We start from the raw sequence: 23,273 nt of genomic DNA, 5'->3' as shown, positions 1-23,273 counted from the left end.
TGCACAAGGATAGGTCGGCGGGGCAAAAGCGCAGCTCAGGGCTGGCCCGGGAGCAATCGCACCATCAGGCCGGTGCCTTCGGCCAACACCGCTTCGTCGCCGTCGACCAATTCGGCGGACACGAACGCCTTGCGTCCCTCGGTACTGGTGACGCGACCGCGCACTACCAAGGGCGTATCGATCGGGGTGATCTTGCGGTAGTCGACGTGCAGGAAGGCCGTCCGGCTGATCGGTCGTCCCGCGGCGTGCGAGATCATCCCGAACATGTGGTCAAACAGCAGCGGAAGCACACCGCCGTGCACCGCGTGGTTGCCGCCGACGTGAAACCTGGTGAAATAGCCGGTCATTTCGACGCCGTCGGGCGCATACCGCGTCAAGGTCCACGGCGGCAGCAGCAGGCTGCCCATGCCGGGCAGGTCGGGCGTCCGCCCGGCCGGCGCCTTGCCCTCGTCGGCTTCGAACGGGCCCAGCAGCTCCACCAGCGCCGCGGCACGATCGGCCGCGTCGTCCCAGACGCCGTCGCCGGGGTCGGCGGACACGGCAAGGTCCTGCAGCCGGCGCATGGACTCCACGAAGCGGCCGAATCCGGCGCCGGGGCTGGCGGGGCCGTATTCCGGAAAGCCGCCGTGATGCTCGTATTCGGGGTCGAGTTGTTTGGGGTCCGGCTCGACTTGTTCTGGTTGCTGGGTCACGGGCGGGCCGCCAGGATGTCGCGGCGCACGATCGTCTGATCACGTCCGGGACCGACCCCGATGCACGAAACGTGTGCTCCGGCAAGCTCTTCCAGACGCAACACGTAGTCGCGGGCCTTGGCCGGAAGGTCGTCGAATTCGCGCGCTGCCGAGATGTCCTCCCACCAGCCGGGCAGCTCCTCATAGATCGGTTCGGCGCGGTGCAGATCGCTTTGCGTCATTGGCATTTCATGAGTCTCGGTGCCGTCGATCCGATAGCCGACGCACACCGGCACCGTCTCCAGGCTGGACAGCACGTCGAGTTTGGTCAGGAAGTAGTCGGTGATGCCGTTGACCCGGGTGGCGTAGCGGGCGATGACCGCGTCGAACCAGCCGCAGCGCCGGCGCCGCCCGGTGGTGACACCGAATTCGCCGCCCGTCTTCGACAGGTATTCGCCGTTCTCGTCGAACAATTCGGTGGGGAACGGGCCGGAACCCACGCGGGTGGTGTAGGCCTTGAGGATGCCGAGCACGGTGGTGATCCGGGTCGGGCCGATGCCGGATCCGACGGCCGCACCGCCCGCCGTCGGATTCGACGACGTCACATAGGGATACGTGCCGTGGTCGACATCGAGCAGCGTGCCCTGCGAGCCCTCCAGCAACACCGTTTCGCCGGCTTCCAGCGCCGCGTTGAGCAACAGCCGGGTGTCGGCGATGCGGTGCCGAAATCCGTCGGCCTGGTCCAGCAGGACCTCGACGACGTGGTCCGCCTCCAGCGCCTTGCGGTTGTAGACCTTGACCAGGATCTGGTTCTTGAGTTCCAGCGCCGCTTCGACCTTGTGCGACAACAGCTCCGGGTCGAGCACGTCGGCGACCCGGATTCCCATTCGGGCGATCTTGTCCTGATAGCACGGCCCGATGCCGCGGCCGGTGGTGCCGATCTTCTTGTTGCCCATGTAGCGCTCGGTGACCTTGTCGATGGCGACGTGGTAGGGCATCAGCAGGTGCGCGTCGGCGGAGATCAACAGCTTGGAGGTGTCGACCCCGCGGGCCTCGAGGCCCTTCAGCTCGTCGAGCAGCACGCCGGGGTCGACGACCACGCCGTTGCCGATCACGTTGGTGACGCCCGGCGTCAGCACCCCGGACGGGATCAGATGCAGCGCGAAGTTCTCGCCGGTCGGCAAGACGACGGTGTGCCCGGCATTGTTGCCACCCTGATAACGCACCACCCACTGCGCGCGCCCACCAAGCAGGTCGGTGGCCTTACCTTTGCCCTCGTCGCCCCATTGGGCGCCGATGAGGACGATTGCCGGCATGACATGCTCCCACCTGGTCTCGCCTGCTTATTGTGGTCCAGCCGGTGACCTACCCTATCCCAGCGATTTGCGAGGAGTGTCGTGAACACGGCCGATACCACGCCCGGTGTGGCGGTGTTGGTGTTCGGCGACGCGCGGGTGCCCGGGCGGCTGAACGGCCTGCCGATCCGCCGAGCCGATGGCCCAACTGACTCGGCCGCCATCGACGACGCGATCGGGCCACACCGACGGCTGGCGGTGGTCGGCGGCGACGCCGACCTGGCCGCGGTGCTCAGCCGGCTGCTGCGTGCGGAACGGCTCGACGTCGAGGTGGCGTACGTGCCGCGCCGGCGCACCGCGGCGACCCGGGTGTATCGGGTGGCCTCCGGACGCCGGGCGGCCCGGCGCGCCCGCCGCGGAAGGGCCCGGCGGGTGCCGCTGATCCGCGACGAGACGGGGTCGGTGATCGTGGGCCGGGCCAGCTGGCGACCCGCCGAGGACCGGGAGCCGCTGCACGGCGAAGCCGTCGTCGATGACACCGCGCTGTTCGACGGCGACGTCGACGGCGTGGACATCGAGCCGACGCTGGCCGTGCCGGGCCTGCGGGCCAGGACTGCGGGCGGCCGATGGATCACCGGCCGCGCCGTCCAGCTGGGCAGCACGGGCGTCGTCGTGGTGCGCGACGGTGTTCCGGCGTCCCGGTCCGCACGCCGGTCGACGTTCTACCGCCACGTCGAGGGTTGGCTGCAGGTCCGGTAGTCACATTTCGGGCTCGCGCGGTGTCGATGTTTTATGACGCGTATCAACGTCGCCTATTGGTTGACGACCGGCCCGCTCGCCGCCGAATGTTTCGTGGGTGGGGTGATGGGCGCCTTACGCCTGCAACCGTTCAAGGGCGTCGTGACACATCTGGGATATCCGCCGTACTTCATGACGATCCTCGGCGTCTGCTACGTGGCGGCCGGCATCGCACTGCTGGCGCCGCGCCTGCCCCTGGTGAAGGAATGGGCGTACGCGGGCCTGATGTTCGTCTACCTCGGCGCGACGGCCTCGCACATCTGGGCGGGCGATGACGCCAAAACGCTGGTGGGTCCCGTCATTCTCGTGGGGCTCACCGTGGCCTCCTGGGCGTTGCGCCCACAGCGGCGGCGCGTGGTGGTCCGGTAGTTTCGATCGGTGAGCTTTTCCAGGGTGCACGAATCGGTGCGCCCCAGCCCGATCTTCTTGGCCCTGCTCGGATTGACCGCGGTCGGCGGCGTGCTCGCCTGGCTGGCCGGGGCGACCGTGCGGCCGCTGGCCTACGCCGGGGTTTTCACCTTTGTGATCGCCGGCTGGCTGGTGTCGTTGTGCCTGCACGAATTCGGGCACGCGCTGACCGCCTGGCGCTTCGGCGACCACGACGCCGCCGTGCGCGGCTACCTGACACTGGATCCGCGGCGCTACAGCCATCCCGGGCTGTCGCTGCTGTTGCCGATGGTGTTCATCGCCCTGGGCGGCATCGGCCTGCCGGGCGCCGCGGTGTATTTGCGGACGGGGTTCATGACGCCCACCCGCCGTACCCTGGTCAGCCTGGCGGGCCCGGCGGCCAACCTGCTGCTGGCGATCCTGCTGCTGACGCTGACCCGCTTGTTCTTGGACCCGAACCATGTGGTGCTGTGGGCCGGCGTCGCGTTTCTGGGCTTCCTCCAGATCATGGCCGTCGTGCTGAACCTGCTGCCGATCCCGGGCCTGGACGGCTACGACGCCCTGGAGCCACACCTGAGCCCCGAGACCCAGCGCGCGGTGGCACCCGCCAAGCAGTGGGGAATCTTCATCCTGCTGTTCGTGCTCCTGGCGCCGGTGTTGAACCAATGGCTCTTCGGGATCGTGGGTTGGCTCTTCGATCTCTCGGGCGTGCCTCACATGCTGGCGGGCGCCGGCAACTCCCTCACCCGGTTCTGGAGCCGCTGGTTCTGACCCTTGCAATATATGCGCTAACGCGCATATATTGCACTCCATGGGCGCCGGCCACAACCACACCCCCGCCGAGGCCGACGCGTCCCGGATGATCCCCCGCATGATCATGGCCGCCGCGATTCTGGCGGCCTTCTTCGTCGTGGAGTTGACGACGTCGCTGCTGATCAATTCGATCGCGTTGCTGGCCGACGCCGGCCACATGCTCACCGACGTCGTGGCGGTGTTCATGGGCTTGGCCGCCGTCATGCTGGCCCGGCGCGGCAGTTCGTCGCCCGCACGCACCTACGGCTGGCATCGCGCCGAGGTGTTCACCGCGGTCGCCAACGCAGGCCTGCTGATCGGGGTCGCCCTGTTCATCCTGTGGGAGGCCATCCGGCGGCTCCGGGACGCGCCGTCGATCCCCGGCGTGCCGATGATTGTGGTCGCGCTGGCCGGCCTCGCCGCCAACTTCGTCGTGGCGCTACTGCTTCGGTCCCACTCGTCGCAGAGCCTGGCCGTGCAGGGCGCCTACATGGAGGTCGTCGCCGACACGGTCGGCAGCGTGGGCGTCCTGATCGCCGGCGTCGTCACCGTCACCACACACTGGCCGTACGCCGACGTGGTGGTCGCCGTGTTGGTCGCGCTCTGGGTGCTGCCCCGGGCCATCTCCCTGGCCCGCGACGCGCTCCGGATCCTGTCCGAATCATCGCCGGTCCACATCGACGTCGAGGAGCTGCGTTCGGCCCTGCACGCCGTCGACGGCGTGACCGAGGTGCACGACCTGCACGTGTGGACGCTTTCGCCCGGCAAGGACATGTGCACGGCGCACTTGACCAGCACCGCCGACTCCGCGCGGGTGCTGCAGGACGCGCGGGAGGTGTTGTCCGCGCGCGGGCTGCGCCACGCCACGGTTCAGATCGACTGTCCGGGCGGCAACGGCGACTGTTCGGAGGGCTGCTAGAGCCCGAGCGCCGGGCGGGCGGTGGGATCGCAGTCGTCGAGCAGATCCAGGCAACGCGCGTACTCGTCGGTCTCGCCGATCGCGTCGGCGGCCCGCGCCAGCGCCGCCACACACCGCAGGAAGCCCCGGTTGGGCTCGTGCGAATACGGCACCGGCCCGAAACCCTTCCAGCCGTTGCGGCGCAGCTGATCCAGGCCCCGGTGATAACCCGTGCGCGCATACGCGTAGGCCGTGATCGCCTTGTCGTCCGCCAGCGCCTCCTCGGCCAGCGCCGCCCAGGCCACCGACGCCGACGGATGCGCGGCGGCGACGATGCCCGGGTTCTCCTTGGCGAGCAGCGCGGCCTCGGCATCGCTGTCAGGAGGCAACAGAATTGGATCAGGTCCCAGAAGATCACCCATCGGCGTCATGTCGTCTATTCTGCCGTCATGCCCAACGCACCCGAGCCCGACCGCGGCGGCGCGCCGAACCGGCCTGGGTCCGAGCCGCCGGAATCCCGGAGCGACCCGGCCGACGAGCGGGCCGCCGAGTCCGGCGAAGAGCAACCCGAGGGCCAGCCCCTGATTCCCAACGACGCCGAGACCGAGACCGTGGTGATCAACAAACCCGAGCCGGCCGGCGATCCGGAGAATCCGGAGGGGCAGCAGCGCGAACGTCGTTTCACCGCACCGGGATTCGACGCGAAAGAGACGGCGATCATCGCCACCACCCCCGAGCCGGCCACCGAGGTCTTCGCATCGCCGCCGACCACTCCGGTGACAACGCCCCCCGCCGGCATGCCGCCGAAATCGGCTGTACCACAATCGATTCCACCTCGTGACGGGGAAAAGGTCCGGACATCAAGGCAATTCAACTGGGGATTGGTGCTGGCGCTGATCGTCGTGGTGTTGGCGCTGGCGGCGATCGCGATCCTGGGCACGGTGCTGCTGACCCGCAGCAAGCACCTGAAGGTCTCGCCGGAGGATCAGGTCCGCCACACCATCCAGGAGTTCGACGTCGCGGTGCAGCGGGGCGATCTGACGGCGCTGCGCAGCATCACGTGCGGCACCACCCGCGACGGGTATGTGGATTACGACGAGCACGCGTGGGCCGAGACCTATCAGCGCGTCTCGGCGGCCAAGCAATATCCGGTGATCGCCAGCATCGACCAGGTGGTCGTCAACGGCCAACACGCCGAGGCGAACGTCACCACGTTCATGGCCTACGACCCGCAGGTGCGCTCGACCCGCAGCCTGGACCTGCAATACCGCGACGACAAGTGGGAGATCTGCCAGTCCCCCAGCGGCTAGCGCGTGCCGAGCGTGCGGCCAGCCGCACGTTCGGTGCCGAGTGTGCGGCCAGCCGCACGTTCGCAGGCCGCGGCGGCCGGCTAGCTGACCGACTTCCCGGCGCAATGAAGGTCGTTGCAGGCCTCGATGACGCGCTCGGTCATCGCGGCTTCGGCCTTCTTGAGGTAGCTGCGCGGGTCGTAGACCTTCTTGCTGCCCACTTCGCCGTCGACCTTGAGGACGCCGTCGTAGTTGGTGAACATGTGGCCGGCGATCGGGCGGGTGAACGCGTACTGGGTGTCGGTGTCGACGTTCATCTTCACCACGCCGTAGCGCAGCGCCTCCACGATCTCCGACTTCTCCGAGCCCGAGCCGCCGTGGAACACGAAGTCGAACGGCTTGGCGTCCGCTGACAACCCGAGCTTGGCCGCCGCCACTTGCTGCCCCTGGGCCAGGATGTCGGGGCGGAGCTTGACGTTGCCGGGCTTGTACACGCCGTGCACATTGCCGAAGGTCGCGGCCAGCAGGTACTTGCCGTGCTCGCCGTGGCCCAGCGCGTCGATGGTCTTCTCGAAGTCGTCCGGGGTGGTGTAGAGCTTGTCGTTGATCTCGTTGGCCACACCGTCCTCTTCGCCGCCGACCACGCCGATCTCGATCTCGAGGATGATCTTGGCGGCCGCGGCCTCTTTGAGCAGCCCCTGCGCGATGTCCAGGTTCTCGTCGATCGGCACCGCGGAGCCGTCCCACATGTGGGACTGGAAGAGCGGGTCCTTGCCGGCGGCCACCCGCTTGGCCGAGATCGCCAGCAGCGGCCGCACGTACGTGTCCAGCTTGTCCTTCGGGCAGTGATCGGTGTGCAGCGCGACGTTGATCGGGTATTTGGCCGCGATGCTGCGGGTGAACTTGGCCAGCGCCACCGCGCCGCTGACCATGTCTTTCACCCCGAGCCCCGACGCGAACTCCGCGCCGCCGGTGGAGAACTGGATGATGCCGTCACTGCCCGCGTCGGCGAAGCCTTTGATGGCAGCGTTGACGGTCTCCGAGGAGGTGCAGTTGATGGCCGGGAAAGCGTACGAGTTCTCCTTGGCACGGCCCAGCATCTCGGCGTAGACCTCGGGCGTTGCGATAGGCATGCGGTAAGTATCGCAACCAGGCGTCGGGCGTTGTTTCCCGGCCCGCAAGGCAACGACGGTATGTTGAACCACCATGCACACCGCCGTCACGGCCCTGCCGGACATCCTCGACCCGATGTACTGGCTGGGCGCCAACGGCGTCTTCGGGTCCGCGGTGCTGCCCGGGATCCTGATCATCGTCTTCATCGAGACCGGATTGCTGTTTCCGCTGCTGCCCGGGGAATCGCTGTTGTTCACCGGCGGGCTGCTGGCCGCGCACCCGAACCCGCCCGCCAGCATCTGGGTGCTGGCGCCCGCCGTCGCGCTGGTAGCGATCCTGGGCGATCAGACCGGATACTTCATCGGGCGACGGATCGGGCCGGCGCTGTTCAAGAAGGAAGACTCCCGGTTCTTCAAGAAGCATTACGTGACGGAGTCGCACGCGTTCTTCGAGAAGTACGGGCCGTGGGCGATCATCCTGGCCCGCTTCGCGCCGTTCGTGCGGACGTTCGTGCCGGTGGTCGCCGGGGTGTCGTACATGCGCTACCCGGTGTTCCTCGGGTTCGACATCGTCGGCGGCATCGCCTGGGGCGGCGGCGCGACGCTGGCGGGCTACTTCCTGGGCACCGTGCCGTTCGTCCACCAGAACCTGGAAAAGATCATCCTGGCGATCCTGTTCGTGTCGCTGATGCCGGCGTTCATCGCCGCGTGGCGCGGCTACCGGGGGCGCCGCCGCTCGACCACGCAGCCCGCAGCCGAGCAGGAGCCCGAGTCAGACCCGACTTCGCCGGTACGCAACGAAAGCGTCTAGCAGTTCCGGCCTGTCGACCGAACTGCGTTGCACGGCCTCACCCGGTGCCGCCCCGAGCAGGATCCGTTTGATCGGGATTTCCAAGCGTTTGCCGGTCAGCGTCCGCGGGATACCCGCAACCGCGAGGACGGCATCCGGTACGTGCCGCGGCGAGGCGTGCCGACGGATTTCGGCGACGATGCGCGACTTCAGCTCCTCGTCGAGTTCGACACCGTCCGTCAGGTCCACGAACAGCGGCATCCAGTAGCCGCCGTCGTCCTGCTCGACGCCGACCACCAGGCAATCACGCACCTCGGGCAGGCCCTCCACCGCGCTGTAGATCTCGGTGCTGCCCATCCGAACACCGAGCCGATTGAGGGTGGCATCCGAACGGCCATGCACCACAACGGATCCCCGGTCGGTGATGGTGATCCAGTCGCCGTGACACCACACGCCCGGGTACTTATCGAAGTAGGCGGCGCGGTAGCGGCTGCCGTCGTCGTCGTTCCAGAAAAAGACCGGCATCGACGGCATCGGCTGCGTGAGCACGAGTTCGCCCTCTTCCCCGATGACCGGGCGTCCGTCGGCCGACCATGATTCGACGGCCGCGCCCAGGCAGATGCACGACAGCTCGCCTGCTACCACCGGCAGAATCGGGCAACCGCCGAGGAACGCCGTGCACACGTCGGTGCCACCACTCATCGAGATCACCGGAACGCACCGGCCGAGTCCCTCTTGTACCCAACGGAATCCGGTGGCGGGCAGCGGTGAACCCGTGGAACCCACCGCGCGCAGCGCGTCCAGCGGATACGACGCACCGGGTTTCAGCTTTTCCTTGGCGCAGGCCAACACGTAGCCCGCCCCGGTGCCCAGGAACGTGACACCGGCCTGGGCGGCGACCCGCCAGAGGCCGTCGGTCGTCGGGTGGGTCGGGCTGCCGTCGTAGAGCACGATGGTGGTGTCGACCAGCAGACCGGACAGCTGAATGTTCCACATCGCCCAGCTGGTCGATGAGTACCACAGGTACCGGTCGCCGGGGTGCAGGTCCAGCTGCAGGCTCAGATACTTCAGGTGCTCCAGCAGCACGCCGCCGTGGCCGTGCACGATGCCCTTCGGTTTGCCGGTTGTCCCCGACGAGAACAGCACCCACAGCGGGTGCGCGAATGGAACCGCCGTCGTCTCCAGGGCGGCCTCCGCTTGGACGGCCGCGAGCCACGGCACCACGCCGTCGGGGTCCACGTCGAGCCCGAGCCGCGGCACCACCACGGTGGCCCGCAGGGTCGGCAGCGCGCGCCGGATCATGGCCAGCTCGTCGCGGCGATCGATGCGCTTGCCGTGGTAGCGCGAGCCGTCGCTGGCGACCAGCACGGCCGGCTCCAGTTGACCGAGCCTCGCGACCACGCCTTCCACGGCCAGGTCCTGATTGCACACCGCCCAGATCGCGCCCACGCTGGCCGCGGCCAGTGCGGCGACGACGGCCTCGGCGACGTTGGGCAGGTATCCGACGACGGCGTCGCCGGGCTGGACGCCGAGGCCCTTCAGGTAGGCCGCGAACGCCGCCGTCTCCCGCTCCAGCCGCGCCCACGACCACTCGGCCGAGCCGTCCTCGCCGACGACGATCAGGGCGGGTCGCTCGTCGGTGGCGTGGCGGAAGACCTCGGCGGCGTAGTTGAGCGTGGCACCGGGAAACCACTCGGTGCCCGGCATGGCGCGGTCGCCCAGCACCGAGCGGGGCGGGCTCGCCGCCTGGACGTCGAAGTAGGTGAAGACCGCGTCCCAGAACCACTCGATGTCGGCCACCGACTTCGCCCACAGCGCGTGGTAGTCCGCGAACTCGCCGCGTCCCGTCTCGGCGAGCCAGCGCAGGAAACGGGTGATGTTGGCGCCGGAAACCGTTGCCTCGTCGGGGATCCAGTCGCCGGGTTCGGTCATGTCGCGCCGGCCGCCGTCACGGCGGTGACGTTACAGGCGGCCTCCATCAGCATCCACCCGGACAGTTGCACCGACAGATCGCGCTCGGCGACCTCGGATTCCATCACCGCGCCCGCGACGAATTGCGCCGCCTGGCCGCCGGCGGTGGGCAATTGGGCGTCGCGGTCCCAAAACGCCCCGAAGACCGGCAGTCCGTTCGCCGTTTGCCGGTTTTCCCATGCGGATTTCGCGCTGGCGAGCACCAAGGTGCGTGCGGTGTCGCGGGCCACCGCGTCGTCGGCGGAGTCGCCCGGCAGCGTGGTGGCCACCAGCGCGAGGTAGCGGGCGGTGATGCCGGCGAACAGCCCGCCGTCCCCGCCGCCGGCGCCCTTGAGCACGCCCGACGCCGCCATGTGCTCGTCGACGGCCGCGACCAGGCGATGCACGCGCGCCTGGTGCCGGGCCCTGGCTTCCGCGCCGGTGCGCGCCGCGAGCTCGGTTTCCAGCCCGAGCACCACTCCCTGGCAGTAGGTGTACTGCGCGCGTACCAGCGACCCGGCCTTGATGCCGTCGAACACCAGGTGCGTCTCCGGGTCGATCAGTGTGGCGTCGATCCAATCGCCCATCTGCTCGGCACGTTTCAGGACGTCCGGATGGCTGTCGGAGTAGCGGGCCAGGAACAGTCCCGCCGGTCCGTTGGCGGGCGCGTTGAAGAACTGGTCCTGCTTGCGCCATGGGATGCCACCGCCGTCCTCGGGCACCCACGCCTTGACGAACTGGCCGGCGAGCTTGGGCAGCGCGCGGTGGCGTTCGACGCCGGCGATCCGCGCGGCCCGTTCCAGCGCGAGTGCCAGCCACGCCATGTCGTCGTAGTAGCTGTTGGTCCAGCGAAAGTTGTTGCGCAGCCGGTGCGAGCGCACCTGGCGGTTGATCTCGGTCCGCCGCTGCGGCCGCGGATCCCGCAGCTGCGCATCGACCAGGCAATCCAGCAGATGCGCCTGCCACCAGTAGTGCCAGGTGCCGAACAAGCGGTCCTTGCGGGTCGACGGCCAGGCCACCACGCCGAGCTGGGTGCCCGGCAGCGCCCACAGCCGTTTCAGGTGTCGTTGCGTGATCGCGGCTTCGGAGCTGGCCGCCCGGTTCGCCCATAGCTGGTCCATACCGTCCGATCCTGCCTCAGCGCAGCGCCCGCCCCGTCCAGGGCGCCGACACGACGAGGAGCTCCGCCGTCAACGCACACCTACTAGCTTGCCTCCCACGAATTCGCAGTCGGGCGCGTTGGCGAGTTGGTTGAGTGAACCCGGCCGGTAATGCTCGGCTTGTGGTTTTGTGTTGGCGACGCAGTTCCAGACAATGCCGGTGTTCGATCGCGATCCTTGCAATGTCGCGGCCATCATGGCGACCGCAATCAGCGCAACGCCCAGTGCGGCTGCAAGTAGCTTGGCGTCCAACCTGATCGGATTGCGCGGCGCGGGGCGAGACACCGGCGTCCGGTCCGCGGTCAGTTGGCTCAATTGTGCTGACAGGTGGCGGTTTTCGGCTTCCAGCCGCGCGATTTTCCGCTCGAGATCGGCGATGATCCCGCCTCGGTCTGCACCGTCGCCCGCGTCGCGATGGTGGGGCTCAGTCGCGGGTTCGCGACGCAACAGCAGCGCGGTAGTCAGCGCCCCGGCCAGGAACAGCCCGCAACTGACGCCGAACGCGACGGTGTAGCCGTGTACCGCAGCGGCGGGTTGCAGGGCGGGGCTGGGGGGCCGATGACTGGCCATGTAGCGGGTGAGTGCGGACGCGAAAATGGTTGAGAGCGCGGCCGTTCCAATGGCACCGCCGATCTGCTGGCTGGTGTTCACCATCGCCGACGCGACGCCGGCATCCGGTCCGGCAACACCTGCCGTCGCCGTGGCGATCGCGGGCGCGAACGTTAGGCCCATGCCCACTCCCAGGGCCAGAAGCGGCCCAAACACGTTGCCCGCATAGGTGGAGTGAACGTCGAGCTGGGCCAGCCAGAACATGCCGCCGGCGGCGATGAGCATCCCGGGCGGAATCACCCGGCGGGGCCCCAGCCTCGGAATCAATCGCGCGTTGGCCAGACCGGCCGCTACCGCGATACCGCCGGCCAGCGGCAGGAAGGCCACGCCGGTCTTGAGCGGGCTGTAGCCGAGGTTCTGCTGGGCATAGTAGGTCAGGAACAGGAAGGCGCTGAACATGCTGCAAAAGGCGATCATGATCGCTAGGTATGCGCCAACGCGGTTGCGGTCCATGACAATCCGCAGCGGCAGCAACGGCGCGTCGGCCCGCGCCTCGATCACCGCGAAGGCGGCCAGCAGCAGGCCGCTGCCGATGAACATCACGACGGTCAGCGGCGCGCTCCAGCTGTGTGTTTCGGCGTTGGACAGGCCGTAAACCAGACAGAACAAGCCCCCGGAAGCGGTGATGACGCCGAGCCAGTCGAGCCGGGCCAGGCTGCCGCGGTGATCTTTCGCCGCCACCAACGCCAGCACCCCCGCGGCGGCGACCACCGCGAAAACCAAATTCACGTACAAACACCACCGCCACGACAGCCACTCGGTGAGCGCGCCGCCGAGCAACAGACCCACGACGGCGCCGCCGCCCGCGATCGCGCCGTACACGGCGAACGCCTTGCCGCGCTCTTTGGTGTCGGTGAAGACGACGTTGAGGGTGGACAAGGCCGCCGGGGCCAGCACCGCCGCGAAGGCGCCTTGGAATGCGCGCGCGCCGGCCAGCACCGCGAAACTGGTCGCCGCGCCGCCGACCGCAGATGCGGCGGCGAATCCGGCCAGGCCAATCAGCAACGTCCGGCGGCGCCCGAAGATGTCCGACAACCGGCCGCCCAGGAGCAACAGGCTGCCGAACGCCAGCGAATAGGCGGTGATGATCCATTGCCGGCTTTCGACGCCGAAATGCAGGGACGCCTGCGCGGAGGGCAACGCGATGTTGACGATCGTGGTGTCGAGCACCACCATCAACTGGGCGATGCCGATGACCGCCAGGACCAGCCATGGATGCGATCCGCGCGGCCGCTGCTCGGGCCCGGCAGCACCGCCGGGGATGTCGGTTTGCGTGCTCACTGCCATGAACTGTCTGGTACCCGCTGAGGTGCGTTCGCAAGCCGCGCTCGGGTCGCGGAGCGATTACCAGGCGCGGGTCAGGTCCGCGTGCTGCCGGATCCAGGCGTGCATCGCGATCCCGGCGGCGACGCCGGCGTTGATGCTGCGCGTCGAGCCGAACTGGGCGATGGACACCGTGATCGCCGCACCGGCCCGGGTCTCGCCGGTGATGCCGGGCCCCTCCTGGCCGAACACCAGCAGGCACTCGCGCGGCAGCGCCGTCTCCTCCAGACGCGCCGCCCCGGGAACGTTGTCCACGGCGACGACCGTCAGACCCGCGTCGGCGGCGAAGTCCAGCAGTTCGGCCGCGCTGTCGTGATGACACAGCCGCTGGTAACGATCGGTCACCATGGCGCCGCGGCGATTCCAGCGCCGCCGCCCGACGATGTGCACCGTGTGCACGGCGAACGCGTTGGCCGTGCGCACCACCGAGCCGATGTTCGCGTCGTGGCCGAAGTTCTCGATCGCCACATGCAGCGGCTGACGGCGCGTATCGATGTCGGCGATGATCGCTTCCCGGGTCCAGTAGCGGTAGGCATCGACGACATTGCGAGTATCGCCGTCGCGCAACAGGTTTGGGTCGTAGCGCGGGTCGTTGGGAAGGTCGCCCTCCCAGGGCCCGACGCCCCCGGCCGGTATGCCCCATTCGGTCGGTCCGGGTCCGGTCATTTCTGCGTCCACACCCCCGCATGGGTGCCGTCGACCGCCACCGTCGCGTAAAGCAGCGCCTCGTTGATCTCGCCCTGGGTGCACAGCGACGCGTTGACGTGCACCGCGTCCAGCGACGCGTCGGGAAGGATCAGCACCGACGACCCGTACGCCGCGCAGGCCGGATTCAATCCCGGCCCAGGCAGCGTCGGCGAGGAGAGCAGCATCAACGGGCCGCCGCGCTTGGCCGAGTCGTCGCGATACCGGGCGGCGACGGAGTCGGCCTCCAGCCCCAGCAGCATGTAGCCGTTGCCATTGAAAGCTCCCGCATCACCCAATTGCGCCTTGGTGACCGGGATTCCGTCCGCGCGCCAGGCCGACAGGCTGGTGGTCTTGACGACCAGGCCGGTGTCGTTGGCGTTGGTCGGCATCATCCCCAGCGGGAACGCCGCCGGATAGGCCGCCGACGTATTCGGGATCCGGTCCCGCGGCGAGTAGGTGTAGATCCCGCGGACCTGACTGTGATCCTTCAGCGGGCCGAGGCAGACCGTGCCGGTCAGCCGGTCGGGGGGCGCCGACAGCGGAGAGCCGAGGTCGTGCACGCTGGTCGCCGCGGCGTCGCAACTGCCCAGCCCGAACGACTCGATGGGATGAGCCAGCGCGCCGTAAAGCCCGAACCGGATGTCTTCGGCCTTGGCGTGCGGCGCGTGGGGATCCTTGGAGGCCACGGCGGCCGAGACGTCGACCAGCACGTAGTCGCCGTCCCAGCGCAGGTTCGACACCGACATGTTCCAGCCGAGCAGCGCCAGCGATTCGCCGAGCCGCGCGCCCTGGGCGCCGTAGGGGTTGACGGGATGGGTGGAACCCGAGCAGCCGAGCAGGCAAACCGCCAGACAGGCGAACACCGCGATGAAGCTGCGCATACCGCCGGCGGCCTACCCCAGCCCCAGATCGGCGAGGCCCAGCACGCTGCGGTACGACAGGCCCTCGGCCTCGATGGCCTCGGCGGCGCCGGTGGCGCGGTCCACCACGGTGGCCACGCCTATGACGTCGCCGCCCGCGTCCTGCACGGCACGCACGGCCGTCAGCGCCGACGCGCCCGTGGTGCTGGTGTCCTCGACCACCAGCACGCGCTGACCGACGACCTCTGACCCCTCGATAAGCCGTTGCAGGCCATGGGTTTTCGCCGACTTACGCACGACGAACGCGTCGATCGGCCGGCCCGGCGCGTGCATGATGGCCGTCGCCACCGGGTCGGCGCCCAGTGTCAGGCCGCCCACGACGGCGTAGTCCCAGTCGCGGGTGAGCTCGCGCATCAGCCTGCCGATCAGTGCGGAGGCCCGGTGGTGCAGGGTGGCGCGGCGCAGGTCGACGTAGTAGTCGGCCTCCTTGCCCGACGACAGCGTCACCCGCCCGTGCACCACCGACAGCCGTCGCACGAGCTCCGCCAGCTCCGCGCGATCAGGTTCGCCCACTGCCGCCTCCAGCTCGCTGGGCCACTAGCCGCAACAGGCCCCGCGGCATCATCCGCCCGGCGGTGACAATCCCCTTGTATTGCAGCCCCGGAATGATGAGCACCTTGCCGCGGGCGATATCGGCCAGGCTCTGACTGACCACGTCGTCGACCTCGAGCCACATGAACGAGGGCACACCCGCCATGTCCATCCCTGCCCGGGCGTGGAATTCGGTGTGCACGAAGCCGGGGCACACGGCGTGCACACCGACGCCTGTGCCCCGCAAATCGGCGGCCAGGGCCTCGCTGAACGAGACCACCCACGACTTGGATGCCGAATAGGTTGGCGCCCGGCCGGGTACCAGGCCCGCAACGCTCGCGATGTTGACGACCGTGCCCCTGCCGGCGTCGAGCATGGCCGGCAGGGCGGCGCGGGTGAGGTGCATGACGGCGGCGACGTTGACCTCGAGCTGCGCCTGCAGCACCGCGGGATCCGTTGCCCAGAATTGATCGGAGGTGCCGAATCCCGCGTTATTCACCAGGACTCGCACACCGGCGGCAAGCCGCTCGGCAACCTTGTCGCGGTCGCCGCGATCGGCGAGATCAGCGGGCAGAATCTCGACGCTGCCCGCCTCGCCCTTCAGCTCTCCCGCCAATTCGTTCAACCTATCGACGTCGCGGGCGACCAGAACCAGGTCGTAGCCGTCGCGTGCGTAGCGTCGCGCGTAGCCGGCGCCGATCCCGGACGTTGGCCCAGTGATCAGGGCGACGGGGCGTGGCATGAGCGACAGTGTACTGACCGGACCCCGACCGGCCCGGCGCGCTATCAGCGCTGGTAGTTAGTGGCCTGATGGCCGTTGCGCCCCGCCGGCGGCGGACGGCCGCCGGGGTCGCGGCGCACCGGCTCGGGTTTGCGGCGGGCGCCCTGAACGTCGGAGCCCAGCAGCCCGGCCACGTCTTGCTGCGGGCGCCGCGACGTCAGCTCCGCGCGCCCGGCCGGAGCCAACGGTCGGCTCGGCGACGCATTGCGGAGGCCGGCCGGCGCCCCCGCCTCGGCGGAGGTCTCCTCCGGCAGCGGCGGCAACACCCGCAACAGGTCGTTGAACTGGCGGACCGTGCGCAGGCCCTCGTCCCATTGGGTGCGCGTGCTCGCGATCGGCATCGCGACCAGCGTCCAGTTCTGCTCGTTCCACATGATCTCGGCGCTGTCGGGCGCGGTGTGCGCGAAGGTGACCATGCGGCGGTCGCAGGCCCGCCGCGCCGCATCCAGATTGGTGGAGTACACCATCCGGGGCCCGATGGCGCCCAGCAACCAAATGTCGCTCTCCCGTGGCTCTTTCAGCCCTTTGAGCCGCAGGTCGACGACGACGTTCGTGCCCACCTTTCGGTGCAGCGCGATCACCGTGGCGACTTCCTCGAGGTCGAAGATGTACACGGCCTCGCCGCGAATCTGACCCAGCACGACGTTGTGGGCCGGAACATCGCCGACCGTCGACATCACGCCGCGCTTCCAGCGCTTCAGGATGTCGGTGGATTCACGCTCGAAATCGAAGCCGTGCGACCGCGCCCACGATCGACGCCGCCTGCTGCGTCCCCGGCGTCGATCGATATCGACGTACAGCAACACCACCGCGCCGACAAAGCACAGCGCGGAGAGCGTGAACCAAAGGGGGACCATCCCCAACAGGGTATCTGCTATCGGCCGGGAATACAGAAACCGACCAGGTCACAACCCCATCACAGCATGCACCAGGCGTCCCAGTGTGCGCTGGCGGTTTTGACTGCGAGCCGCGCCGTTAGCCGAGAACCAGCGAGTCGCCGTCGGGGCTGACGTTGACGGGCACCACGTCGCCGTCGTGCACGTCGCCCGCCAGCAACATCTTGGCCAGCCGGTCGCCGATGGCCTGCTGCACCAACCGGCGCAGCGGCCGGGCGCCGTAGACCGGGTCGAACCCGCGGTGCGCCAGCCACTTCTTGGCCGGCAGCGACACCTCGAGCTGCAGCCGGCGTTGCGCCAGCCGCTTGCCCAGCTGGGCCAGCTGAATGTCGACGATCTGCACCAGCTCTTCGGGGTTGAGGCCGTCGAAGACCAGCACGTCGTCCAGGCGGTTGATGAACTCCGGCTTGAACGTGGCGCGCACCGCGGCCAGCACCTGCTCCTCGCTGCCGCCCGACCCGAGGTTGGACGTCAGGATCAGGATCGTGTTGCGGAAGTCGACGGTGCGGCCCTGGCCGTCGGTCAGGCGACCCTCGTCGAGCACCTGCAACAGCACGTCGAACACGTCCGGATGGGCCTTCTCGACCTCGTCGAACAGCACAACCGTGTAGGGCCGACGGCGCACCGCCTCGGTGAGCTGACCGCCCTGGTCGTAGCCGATGTATCCGGGAGGCGCGCCCACCAGGCGGGCCACCGAGTGCTTCTCGCCGTACTCGCTCATGTCGATGCGGACCATCGCCCGCTCGTCGTCGAACAGGAAGTCCGCCAACGCCTTGGCCAGCTCCGTCTTGCCGACGCCGGTGGGGCCGAGGAACAAGAACGATCCCGTCGGCCGGTTGGGGTCGGCGACCCCGGCCCGGCTGCGCCGCACCGCGTCGGACACGGCCTGCACGGCCTTCTTCTGCCCCACGACGCGCTTGCCCAGCTCGTCTTCCATCCGCAGCAGCTTGGCGGTCTCGCCCTCCAGCAGCCGCCCGGCCGGGATCCCCGTCCACGCCGACACCACGTCGGCGATGTCGTCGGGACCGACCTCTTCCTTGAGCATCACATTCTCGCGGGCCTCGGCCTGCGGCAGCGCGGCGTCGAGTTTCTTCTCCACCTCGGGGATGCGCCCGTAGCGCAGCTCGGCCGCCTTGGCGAGGTCACCGTCGCGCTCGGCGCGGTCGGATTCGCCGCGCAACGTCTCGAGCTGCTCCTTGAGTTCGCGAACGATGTCGATCGCGTTCTTCTCGTTCTGCCAGCGGGCGGTCAGCTCGGCCAGCTTCTCCTTGTGATCGGCCAGCTCGGCGCGCAGCTTCTCCAGCCGCTCCTTGGACGCCTCGTCCTCTTCCTTGGCCAGCGCCATTTCTTCGATCTCGAGCCGGCGCACCAGCCGCTCGACCTCGTCGATCTCGACGGGCCGCGAGTCGATCTCCATCCTCAATCGCGATGCCGCCTCGTCGACGAGGTCGATCGCCTTGTCCGGCAAAAAGCGCGCCGTGATGTAGCGGTCGGACAGCGTCGCCGCGGCCACCAGCGCGGAGTCGGTGATGCGCACACCGTGGTGCACCTCGTAGCGGTCCTTCAGCCCGCGCAGAATGCCGACGGTGTCCTCGACCGACGGTTCGCCGACGAAGACCTGCTGGAAGCGCCGCTCCAGCGCGGCGTCCTTTTCGATGTGCTTGCGGTATTCGTCGAGCGTGGTGGCGCCGACGAGTCGGAGCTCGCCGCGGGCCAGCATCGGCTTGATCATGTTGCCGGCGTCCATCGCGCCCTCGCCGGTCGCGCCCGCGCCGACGATGGTGTGCAGCTCGTCGATGAACGTGATGATCTGGCCCGCGGAGTTCTTGATGTCGTCGAGCACGGCCTTGAGCCGTTCCTCGAACTCGCCGCGGTACTTGGCGCCGGCCACCATCGACCCGAGGTCCAGGGCGATGACGGTCTTGTCCCGCAGGCTTTCCGGCACGTCGCCGGCGACAATGCGCTGCGCCAGGCCCTCGACGATGGCAGTCTTGCCGACGCCGGGCTCGCCGATGAGCACCGGGTTGTTCTTGGTGCGACGGGAGAGCACCTGCACGACGCGGCGAATCTCGTTGTCCCGCCCGATAACCGGGTCGAGTTTGCCCTCGCGGGCCCGCGCGGTCAGGTCGGTGGAGTACTTTTCCAGCGCCTGGTAGGTGGACTCGGGATCGGGGCTGGTGACCCGGGCGCTGCCGCGCACCTTGACGAACGCCTCGCGCAACGCTTGCGGCGAGGCGCCGTGTCCGGTCAGCAGCTTGGCGACGTCGGAGTCACCGGTGGCCAGCCCGACCATGAGGTGCTCGGTGGAGACGTATTCGTCGTCCATCTCGGTGGCCAGCTGCTGGGCGGTGGTGATCGCGGCCAGCGATTCGCGGGACAGCTGCGGTTGCGAGCTGGCGCCGCTGGCCTGGGGCAGCTGGTCCAGAAGCCGCTGCGCTTCGGCGCGGACGGTGGCGGGCTCGACGCCGACAGCCTCCAATAGCGGCGCGGCGATCCCGTCGTTCTGGGTCAGCAGCGCCAACAGCAGGTGAGCGGGCCGGATCTCGGGATTCCCGGCTTCGCTCGCCGCCTGGAGGGCCGATGTCAGGGCCGCCTGCGTCTTGGTTGTCGGGTTGAAAGAGTCCACGACACCTCCGTTCAAGTACGTAGTGAAAATGCTTGTCGCGATGTTCAACGCCGTCAAGGTTGAGTCTGTTCCGCTCAACTCTACCGGACTTAGAATCGGCGTCCGTGGGCTTAGACGACCGGGACGCGCTGCAGGTGCTGCGCGACGCCTTCGCGCCGGACGGCCCGGGCCTCGGGAACGACCTCGTCCGCCGGTTCTACACCAACTGGTTCGACCTCGACGTCTCGATCCGCGACCTGTTCCCGCCCGAGATGGAGGCCCAGCGCGCCGCTTTCGCCCACGCGCTGCACTGGGTGTACGGCGAGCTGGTCGCGCAGCGGGCGCAGGAGCCGGTGGCCTTTCTGGTCCAGCTCGGCCGCGATCACCGCAAATACGGTGTGCTGCCAACGCATTACGAGACGTTGCATCGCGCGCTGTACGCGTCGCTGCGCGGGCACATCGGTGATGGCTGGACCGACGCGGTCGACGACGCGGCCACCCAGTCGCTTCACCTCATCACCGGGGTGATGAGCGGGGCCGCCGACGCCGAAGAGGGGCCCGCCTGGTGGGACGGCACCCTGATCGAGCACCTTCGGGTATCCCGGGACCTCGCGGTCGTCCGGCTGCGGCTGGACCGGCCGATGCCCTATCACCCGGGTCAGTACGTCAACGTCCAGGTTCCGCAGTGCCCGCGCCGGTGGCGGTATCTGAGCCCCGCCATTCCCGCCGACCCGCACGGCGGCATCGAATTTCACGTCCGCCTGGTGCCCGGGGGGCTGGTCAGCACCGCAATCCTCGAGGAAGCCCGCCCCGGCGACCGCTGGCGGTTGTCCAGCCCGCATGGCGGCCTCAGCGTCGACCGGGACGGCGGCGACGTGCTGATGGTGGCGGGCAGCACCGGCCTGGCGCCGCTGCGGGCGCTGATCATGGACATGTCCCGCTACGCGCAGAACCCGCGGGTGCACCTGTTCTTCGGCGCCCGCTACTTCTGCGAGCTCTACGACCTGCCCACCCTGTGGCAGATCTCCACGCACAATCCGTGGCTGTCGGTCTCGCCGGTCACCGAGTACAACCGCGATCCACCTTGGGCCGCCGACTATCCCGACGTGACGCCGCCGCGCGGCCTGCACGTGCGCCAGAGCGGACGGTTGCCCGACGTGGTGACCAAGTACGGCGGCTGGGGCGACCGGCAGATCCTGATCTGCGGCGGTCCGGCCATGGTCCGCGCCACCAAGGCCGCTCTCGTCGCGAAAGGCGCCCCACCGGAACGCATTCAGCACGACCCGCTGTCGCGTTAAGCTGACCGCGTGCATGTCGTGACGCTGCACGATGCGTCGTCATCGGTGACCGCGCAGTGGGTGCCCGACGCGGGCATGATCGGGACGTCGCTGGCCGACTGCGGTATCGAACTGCTCGGGCAACGCCGCGGGCTGGACGCCTATGTCTCCGACGGCAAGACGATGGGGATTCCGATTCTGTATCCCTGGGCAAATCGATTGGGCGACAACACATATACGGCGGAGAAGGCGACCGTGACGCTGGTGCCGGGCGAAAACGGTGTGCGTGCCGATCCCAATGGGTTGCCCATCCACGGCGTACTGGCCGCCTACCCGGCCTGGCGGGTGACCGCGCAGTCGGCCGACGAGTTGACCGCCGAGCTTGACTTCGGCGCCGATCCCCGGTTGCTGGCCAGCTTCCCCTATCGGCATCTGCTGACGGTGGAAGTGCGGCTGGCGGATCGGAGGCTAACCGTGCGCGCCACCGTCACCGCGACCGGGGAGACGGCCGTACCGCTGTGCTTCGGCTTTCATCCGTATCTGCGCCTGCCGGACGTGGCCCGCGGGGAGTGGATCATCGAGACGCCACCGCTTCGTCATCTGAGCCTGGACGAAAAGGGTCTACCCACTGGCGAATCGGAAGAGCAGCCGGGGCGGGAAGAGCCGTTGGGCGACAAAGCCTTTGACGATGCCTACGACGAGGTGGCCGATGGGGAGGTGTTCGCCGTGTCCGGCGGCGGCCGCCGCCTCGAAGTGCACTTCGAGCGGGGGTTCCCGGCGGCGCAGATCTTCGCGCCGCTCGCCGAAGACGTGATCTGTTTCGAACCGATGGCCGCGCCGACCGACGCCCTGCGCCGCGGCGGCTACCGGTGTGCGCGACCCGGCAAGCCAGCGGTCACCCAATTCTCGATCCGGGTCTAGCGACGGAAGTCTCAGCGGCCCTTGCGCGGCTGCCACACCACCAGTGCGGTGCTCTTGGGCACCACCGCGACATCACGGCGCTGGTTGGCGCGCAATACGGCTATTTCCTCGGACATTTCCTTCAGCCGCGACTGCAGCGCCTCGACCTGATTGGTCAGCTCGATGATCCGCTTGATGCCGGCGAGGTTGACGCCCTCGTCCTGGGACAGCCGCTGCACCTCGCGCAGCAAATCCACGTCGTGCTGCGAATAACGGCGCCCCCCACCGGAAGTCCGGCGCGGGCTGACCAGGCCGAGGCGGTCGTAGGTCCGCAGGGTCTGCGCATGCATGCCGGCCAGTTCGGCGGCCACCGAAATCAGGAAGGTCCGCGCGTCGTCTCGCTTGGGGTTCTTGGCCATCAGCGATTACCTGCCCACCCGGCCCGGGGATTGAAGCCACTGGAGCGTTCGGCCTCCGCGTACGCCTCCAGGGCCTCCTGGGCGGCGCCTTCCACGTTCGGCGGGACGGCGACCTTGACGGTGACGAGTAAGTCGCCGCTGCCGCCGCCGCGCTTGGGCACGCCGCGTCCACGCACCCGCAGGATTCGGCCGTCGGCGGTGCCCTTGGGCACCCGAACACCCACCTTGCCATCCAACGTTGGCACCGAAAGCGTTGAGCCCAAAGCCAATTCGGTGAAGCTGACCGGAACGGTCACGGTGAGGTCGTCGCCGTCACGGCCGAAGATCTTGTCGGGCCGCACATGCACGGTCACATACAGGTCGCCCGACGGGGCGCCGCGCAATCCGGCCTCACCCTGCCCGGCGAGCCGGATCCGCTGTCCGTCCTCGACACCCGGCGGTATCCGCACGTTGATGGTGCGGGTGCGGGTGGTGACGCCGGTGCCCTTGCACTCCTCGCAGGGGTGCTCGATGATCGACCCGCTCCCCCGGCAATCGGTGCACGGCTCCGAAAAGCCGAAAGCGCCCTGATTCCGGCTGATTACGCCGGAGCCATTGCACGTCGGACACACCTTCGGGCTAGTGCCCGGTCGCGCGCCACTGCCGTGGCAGTTGGTGCACGGCGCGGGGCTGGTCAGCCGCAACGGCATCGCGACACCCTTGGCGGCCTCGACGAAATCCAGCTCGGTCTCGGTCTCCAGATCGTTGCCGCGCCGCGGCCGGCTGGGACGTGCGCTGGCGCCGCGACCGAACAGGCCGCCAAAGAGGTCGCCGATGTTGGTGCCGCCGGTTCGGCCCGCGGCGTCGAACAAATCGTTGAGGTTGAACTCGGCGCCGTCACCGCCGACGTCGAAGCTGAAGCCGCCGGTGTCGAACCTGCGGCCACCGAAGCCACCGCCGGCGAACAGCCGGCGGGTTTCGTCGTATTCCTTGCGCTTAGCCGGATCCGACAAAACGTTGTGCGCCTCCGACACCGCCTTGAATCGCTCGCCGGCGGCGGGGTTGTCGGGATTCGCGTCCGGATGCAAATCGCGCGCTAGCTTGCGGTAGGCACGCTTGATCTCCTCGGGACTGGCGTCGGAGGAGACGCCCAGCTCCTTGTAGAAGTCCTTTTCGACCCATTCACGCTGGGCCATGTCGCGCC

The 23,273-nt window shown here is 68.7% G+C and carries 23 protein-coding genes; 8 read left to right on the top strand and 15 right to left on the bottom strand.

The window, feature by feature from the left end:
- Window positions 1-35: 35 nt before the first annotated feature.
- Both A5747_RS09575 and A5747_RS09570 read right to left on the bottom strand, forming a co-directional pair.
- A complete protein-coding gene (locus tag A5747_RS09575; protein ID WP_076123580.1) occupies window positions 36-692 on the bottom strand; it encodes a PaaI family thioesterase in 657 nt (218 codons plus the stop codon).
- A complete protein-coding gene (locus tag A5747_RS09570) occupies window positions 689-1,987 on the bottom strand; it encodes an adenylosuccinate synthase (protein ID WP_076123579.1) in 1,299 nt (432 codons plus the stop codon). The genes A5747_RS09575 and A5747_RS09570 overlap by 4 nt, the downstream gene beginning before the upstream one ends.
- Window positions 1,988-2,068: 81 nt before the next feature.
- Between A5747_RS09570 and A5747_RS09565 the strand changes: the two genes are divergently transcribed.
- Genes A5747_RS09565 through A5747_RS09550 form a run of 4 tightly spaced genes read left to right on the top strand, consistent with a single transcriptional unit; the run spans window position 2,069 to window position 4,862 of the window.
- Complete coding sequence (locus tag A5747_RS09565; RefSeq protein ID WP_076123578.1) at window positions 2,069-2,725, top strand: peptidase M50; 657 nt, start codon at window positions 2,069-2,071, stop codon at window positions 2,723-2,725.
- 33 nt (window positions 2,726-2,758) lie between these two features.
- The gene (locus tag A5747_RS09560) at window positions 2,759-3,133 is read left to right on the top strand and encodes a DoxX family protein (RefSeq protein WP_076123577.1); all 375 of its coding nucleotides are present in this window, start codon (window positions 2,759-2,761) and stop codon (window positions 3,131-3,133) included.
- Between the two features lie 9 nt (window positions 3,134-3,142).
- A complete protein-coding gene (locus tag A5747_RS09555; RefSeq protein WP_076123576.1) occupies window positions 3,143-3,922 on the top strand; it encodes a site-2 protease family protein in 780 nt (259 codons plus the stop codon).
- 40 nt (window positions 3,923-3,962) lie between these two features.
- Window positions 3,963-4,862 carry a cation diffusion facilitator family transporter gene (locus A5747_RS09550; RefSeq protein ID WP_076123575.1) on the top strand — a complete coding sequence of 300 codons (900 nt, stop codon included), beginning with the start codon at window positions 3,963-3,965 and terminating at the stop codon, window positions 4,860-4,862.
- Here A5747_RS09550 and A5747_RS09545 read toward each other — a convergent pair.
- Entirely contained in the window at window positions 4,859-5,272 is a 414-nt protein-coding gene (locus A5747_RS09545) for a DUF3151 domain-containing protein (protein WP_076123574.1), read from the bottom strand. The genes A5747_RS09550 and A5747_RS09545 overlap by 4 nt on opposite strands.
- Before the next feature lie 18 nt (window positions 5,273-5,290).
- Between A5747_RS09545 and A5747_RS09540 the strand changes: the two genes are divergently transcribed.
- Window positions 5,291-6,151, top strand: coding sequence for a hypothetical protein (locus A5747_RS09540; protein ID WP_076123573.1), 861 nt, complete (start codon window positions 5,291-5,293; stop codon window positions 6,149-6,151).
- An 80-nt stretch (window positions 6,152-6,231) separates the two neighbouring features.
- Here the strand turns inward: A5747_RS09540 and fbaA are convergent, their stop codons facing one another.
- Window positions 6,232-7,263, bottom strand: coding sequence for a class II fructose-bisphosphate aldolase (fbaA, locus tag A5747_RS09535; protein ID WP_076123572.1), 1,032 nt, complete (start codon window positions 7,261-7,263; stop codon window positions 6,232-6,234).
- A gap of 73 nt (window positions 7,264-7,336) precedes the next feature.
- Between fbaA and A5747_RS09530 the strand changes: the two genes are divergently transcribed.
- Window positions 7,337-8,053, top strand: a complete 717-nt coding sequence (locus A5747_RS09530; RefSeq protein ID WP_076123571.1) for a DedA family protein — start codon at window positions 7,337-7,339, stop codon at window positions 8,051-8,053.
- Here A5747_RS09530 and A5747_RS09525 read toward each other — a convergent pair.
- From A5747_RS09525 to clpB, 9 genes are all read right to left on the bottom strand, one after another.
- Entirely contained in the window at window positions 8,015-9,964 is a 1,950-nt protein-coding gene (locus tag A5747_RS09525; protein ID WP_076123570.1) for an acetoacetate--CoA ligase, read from the bottom strand. The two genes, A5747_RS09530 and A5747_RS09525, sit on opposite strands and share 39 nt — an antisense overlap.
- A complete protein-coding gene (locus tag A5747_RS09520) occupies window positions 9,961-11,103 on the bottom strand; it encodes a glycoside hydrolase family 76 protein (RefSeq protein WP_076123569.1) in 1,143 nt (380 codons plus the stop codon). The genes A5747_RS09525 and A5747_RS09520 overlap by 4 nt, the downstream gene beginning before the upstream one ends.
- Window positions 11,104-11,172: 69 nt before the next feature.
- Entirely contained in the window at window positions 11,173-13,032 is a 1,860-nt protein-coding gene (locus tag A5747_RS09515; RefSeq protein ID WP_076123568.1) for an MFS transporter, read from the bottom strand.
- A gap of 63 nt (window positions 13,033-13,095) precedes the next feature.
- Window positions 13,096-13,740, bottom strand: a complete 645-nt coding sequence (locus tag A5747_RS09510) for an RNA methyltransferase (protein ID WP_076123567.1) — start codon at window positions 13,738-13,740, stop codon at window positions 13,096-13,098.
- Window positions 13,737-14,642, bottom strand: a complete 906-nt coding sequence (locus tag A5747_RS09505) for a hypothetical protein (RefSeq protein WP_076123566.1) — start codon at window positions 14,640-14,642, stop codon at window positions 13,737-13,739. The genes A5747_RS09510 and A5747_RS09505 overlap by 4 nt, the downstream gene beginning before the upstream one ends.
- A 12-nt stretch (window positions 14,643-14,654) precedes the next feature.
- Complete coding sequence (gene pyrE, locus A5747_RS09500; RefSeq protein ID WP_076123565.1) at window positions 14,655-15,194, bottom strand: orotate phosphoribosyltransferase; 540 nt, start codon at window positions 15,192-15,194, stop codon at window positions 14,655-14,657.
- Entirely contained in the window at window positions 15,181-15,954 is a 774-nt protein-coding gene (locus tag A5747_RS09495) for an SDR family oxidoreductase (protein ID WP_076123564.1), read from the bottom strand. Before A5747_RS09495 ends, pyrE begins: the two co-directional genes overlap by 14 nt.
- A 44-nt stretch (window positions 15,955-15,998) precedes the next feature.
- Window positions 15,999-16,850: a trehalose monomycolate transport factor TtfA gene (gene ttfA / locus A5747_RS09490; RefSeq protein ID WP_076123563.1), complete on the bottom strand. Its 852-nt coding sequence runs from the start codon at window positions 16,848-16,850 to the stop codon at window positions 15,999-16,001.
- 118 nt (window positions 16,851-16,968) lie between these two features.
- Complete coding sequence (gene clpB, locus A5747_RS09485; protein WP_076123609.1) at window positions 16,969-19,515, bottom strand: ATP-dependent chaperone ClpB; 2,547 nt, start codon at window positions 19,513-19,515, stop codon at window positions 16,969-16,971.
- Window positions 19,516-19,619: 104 nt separating this feature from the next.
- On the opposite strand from clpB, the gene A5747_RS09480 reads away from it, so the two are divergent.
- The gene (locus A5747_RS09480; protein WP_076123562.1) at window positions 19,620-20,792 is read left to right on the top strand and encodes an FAD-binding oxidoreductase; all 1,173 of its coding nucleotides are present in this window, start codon (window positions 19,620-19,622) and stop codon (window positions 20,790-20,792) included.
- A 9-nt stretch (window positions 20,793-20,801) separates the two neighbouring features.
- On the top strand, window positions 20,802-21,692 hold the full coding sequence (locus A5747_RS09475; RefSeq protein ID WP_076123561.1) for an aldose 1-epimerase: 891 nt from the start codon (window positions 20,802-20,804) through the stop codon (window positions 21,690-21,692).
- Between the two features lie 11 nt (window positions 21,693-21,703).
- Here the strand turns inward: A5747_RS09475 and A5747_RS09470 are convergent, their stop codons facing one another.
- Together A5747_RS09470 and dnaJ are read right to left on the bottom strand one after the other, a co-directional pair.
- On the bottom strand, window positions 21,704-22,090 hold the full coding sequence (locus A5747_RS09470) for a heat shock protein transcriptional repressor HspR (protein WP_076117103.1): 387 nt from the start codon (window positions 22,088-22,090) through the stop codon (window positions 21,704-21,706).
- Window positions 22,090-23,265 carry a molecular chaperone DnaJ gene (dnaJ, locus tag A5747_RS09465; protein ID WP_076062775.1) on the bottom strand — a complete coding sequence of 392 codons (1,176 nt, stop codon included), beginning with the start codon at window positions 23,263-23,265 and terminating at the stop codon, window positions 22,090-22,092. The genes A5747_RS09470 and dnaJ overlap by 1 nt, the downstream gene beginning before the upstream one ends.
- Window positions 23,266-23,273 lie beyond the last annotated feature (8 nt).

It is taken from the genome of Mycobacterium sp. IS-836, assembly GCF_001954275.1.
Classification (GTDB): Bacteria; Actinomycetota; Actinomycetes; order Mycobacteriales; family Mycobacteriaceae; genus Mycobacterium.
Note: the sequence above shows the minus strand (reverse complement) of the source record. Positions and strands in the feature narration are given on the sequence as shown.

Excerpts from the sequence above, each read along its gene's own strand:
- A5747_RS09570 (WP_076123579.1), bottom strand. The coding sequence starts at position 1,987 with ATGCCGGCAATCGTCCTCATCGGCGCCCAATGGGGCGACGAGGGCAAA.
- A5747_RS09560 (WP_076123577.1), top strand. The coding sequence starts at position 2,759 with ATGACGCGTATCAACGTCGCCTATTGGTTGACGACCGGCCCGCTCGCC.
- A5747_RS09550 (WP_076123575.1), top strand. The coding sequence starts at position 3,963 with ATGGGCGCCGGCCACAACCACACCCCCGCCGAGGCCGACGCGTCCCGG.
- A5747_RS09545 (WP_076123574.1), bottom strand. The coding sequence starts at position 5,272 with ATGACGCCGATGGGTGATCTTCTGGGACCTGATCCAATTCTGTTGCCT.
- A5747_RS09540 (WP_076123573.1), top strand. The coding sequence starts at position 5,291 with ATGCCCAACGCACCCGAGCCCGACCGCGGCGGCGCGCCGAACCGGCCT.
- fbaA (WP_076123572.1), bottom strand. The coding sequence starts at position 7,263 with ATGCCTATCGCAACGCCCGAGGTCTACGCCGAGATGCTGGGCCGTGCC.
- A5747_RS09530 (WP_076123571.1), top strand. The coding sequence starts at position 7,337 with ATGCACACCGCCGTCACGGCCCTGCCGGACATCCTCGACCCGATGTAC.
- A5747_RS09525 (WP_076123570.1), bottom strand. The coding sequence starts at position 9,964 with ATGACCGAACCCGGCGACTGGATCCCCGACGAGGCAACGGTTTCCGGC.
- A5747_RS09520 (WP_076123569.1), bottom strand. The coding sequence starts at position 11,103 with ATGGACCAGCTATGGGCGAACCGGGCGGCCAGCTCCGAAGCCGCGATC.
- A5747_RS09510 (WP_076123567.1), bottom strand. The coding sequence starts at position 13,740 with ATGACCGGACCCGGACCGACCGAATGGGGCATACCGGCCGGGGGCGTC.
- A5747_RS09505 (WP_076123566.1), bottom strand. The coding sequence starts at position 14,642 with ATGCGCAGCTTCATCGCGGTGTTCGCCTGTCTGGCGGTTTGCCTGCTC.
- A5747_RS09495 (WP_076123564.1), bottom strand. The coding sequence starts at position 15,954 with ATGCCACGCCCCGTCGCCCTGATCACTGGGCCAACGTCCGGGATCGGC.
- ttfA (WP_076123563.1), bottom strand. The coding sequence starts at position 16,850 with ATGGTCCCCCTTTGGTTCACGCTCTCCGCGCTGTGCTTTGTCGGCGCG.
- A5747_RS09470 (WP_076117103.1), bottom strand. The coding sequence starts at position 22,090 with ATGGCCAAGAACCCCAAGCGAGACGACGCGCGGACCTTCCTGATTTCG.
- dnaJ (WP_076062775.1), bottom strand. The coding sequence starts at position 23,265 with ATGGCCCAGCGTGAATGGGTCGAAAAGGACTTCTACAAGGAGCTGGGC.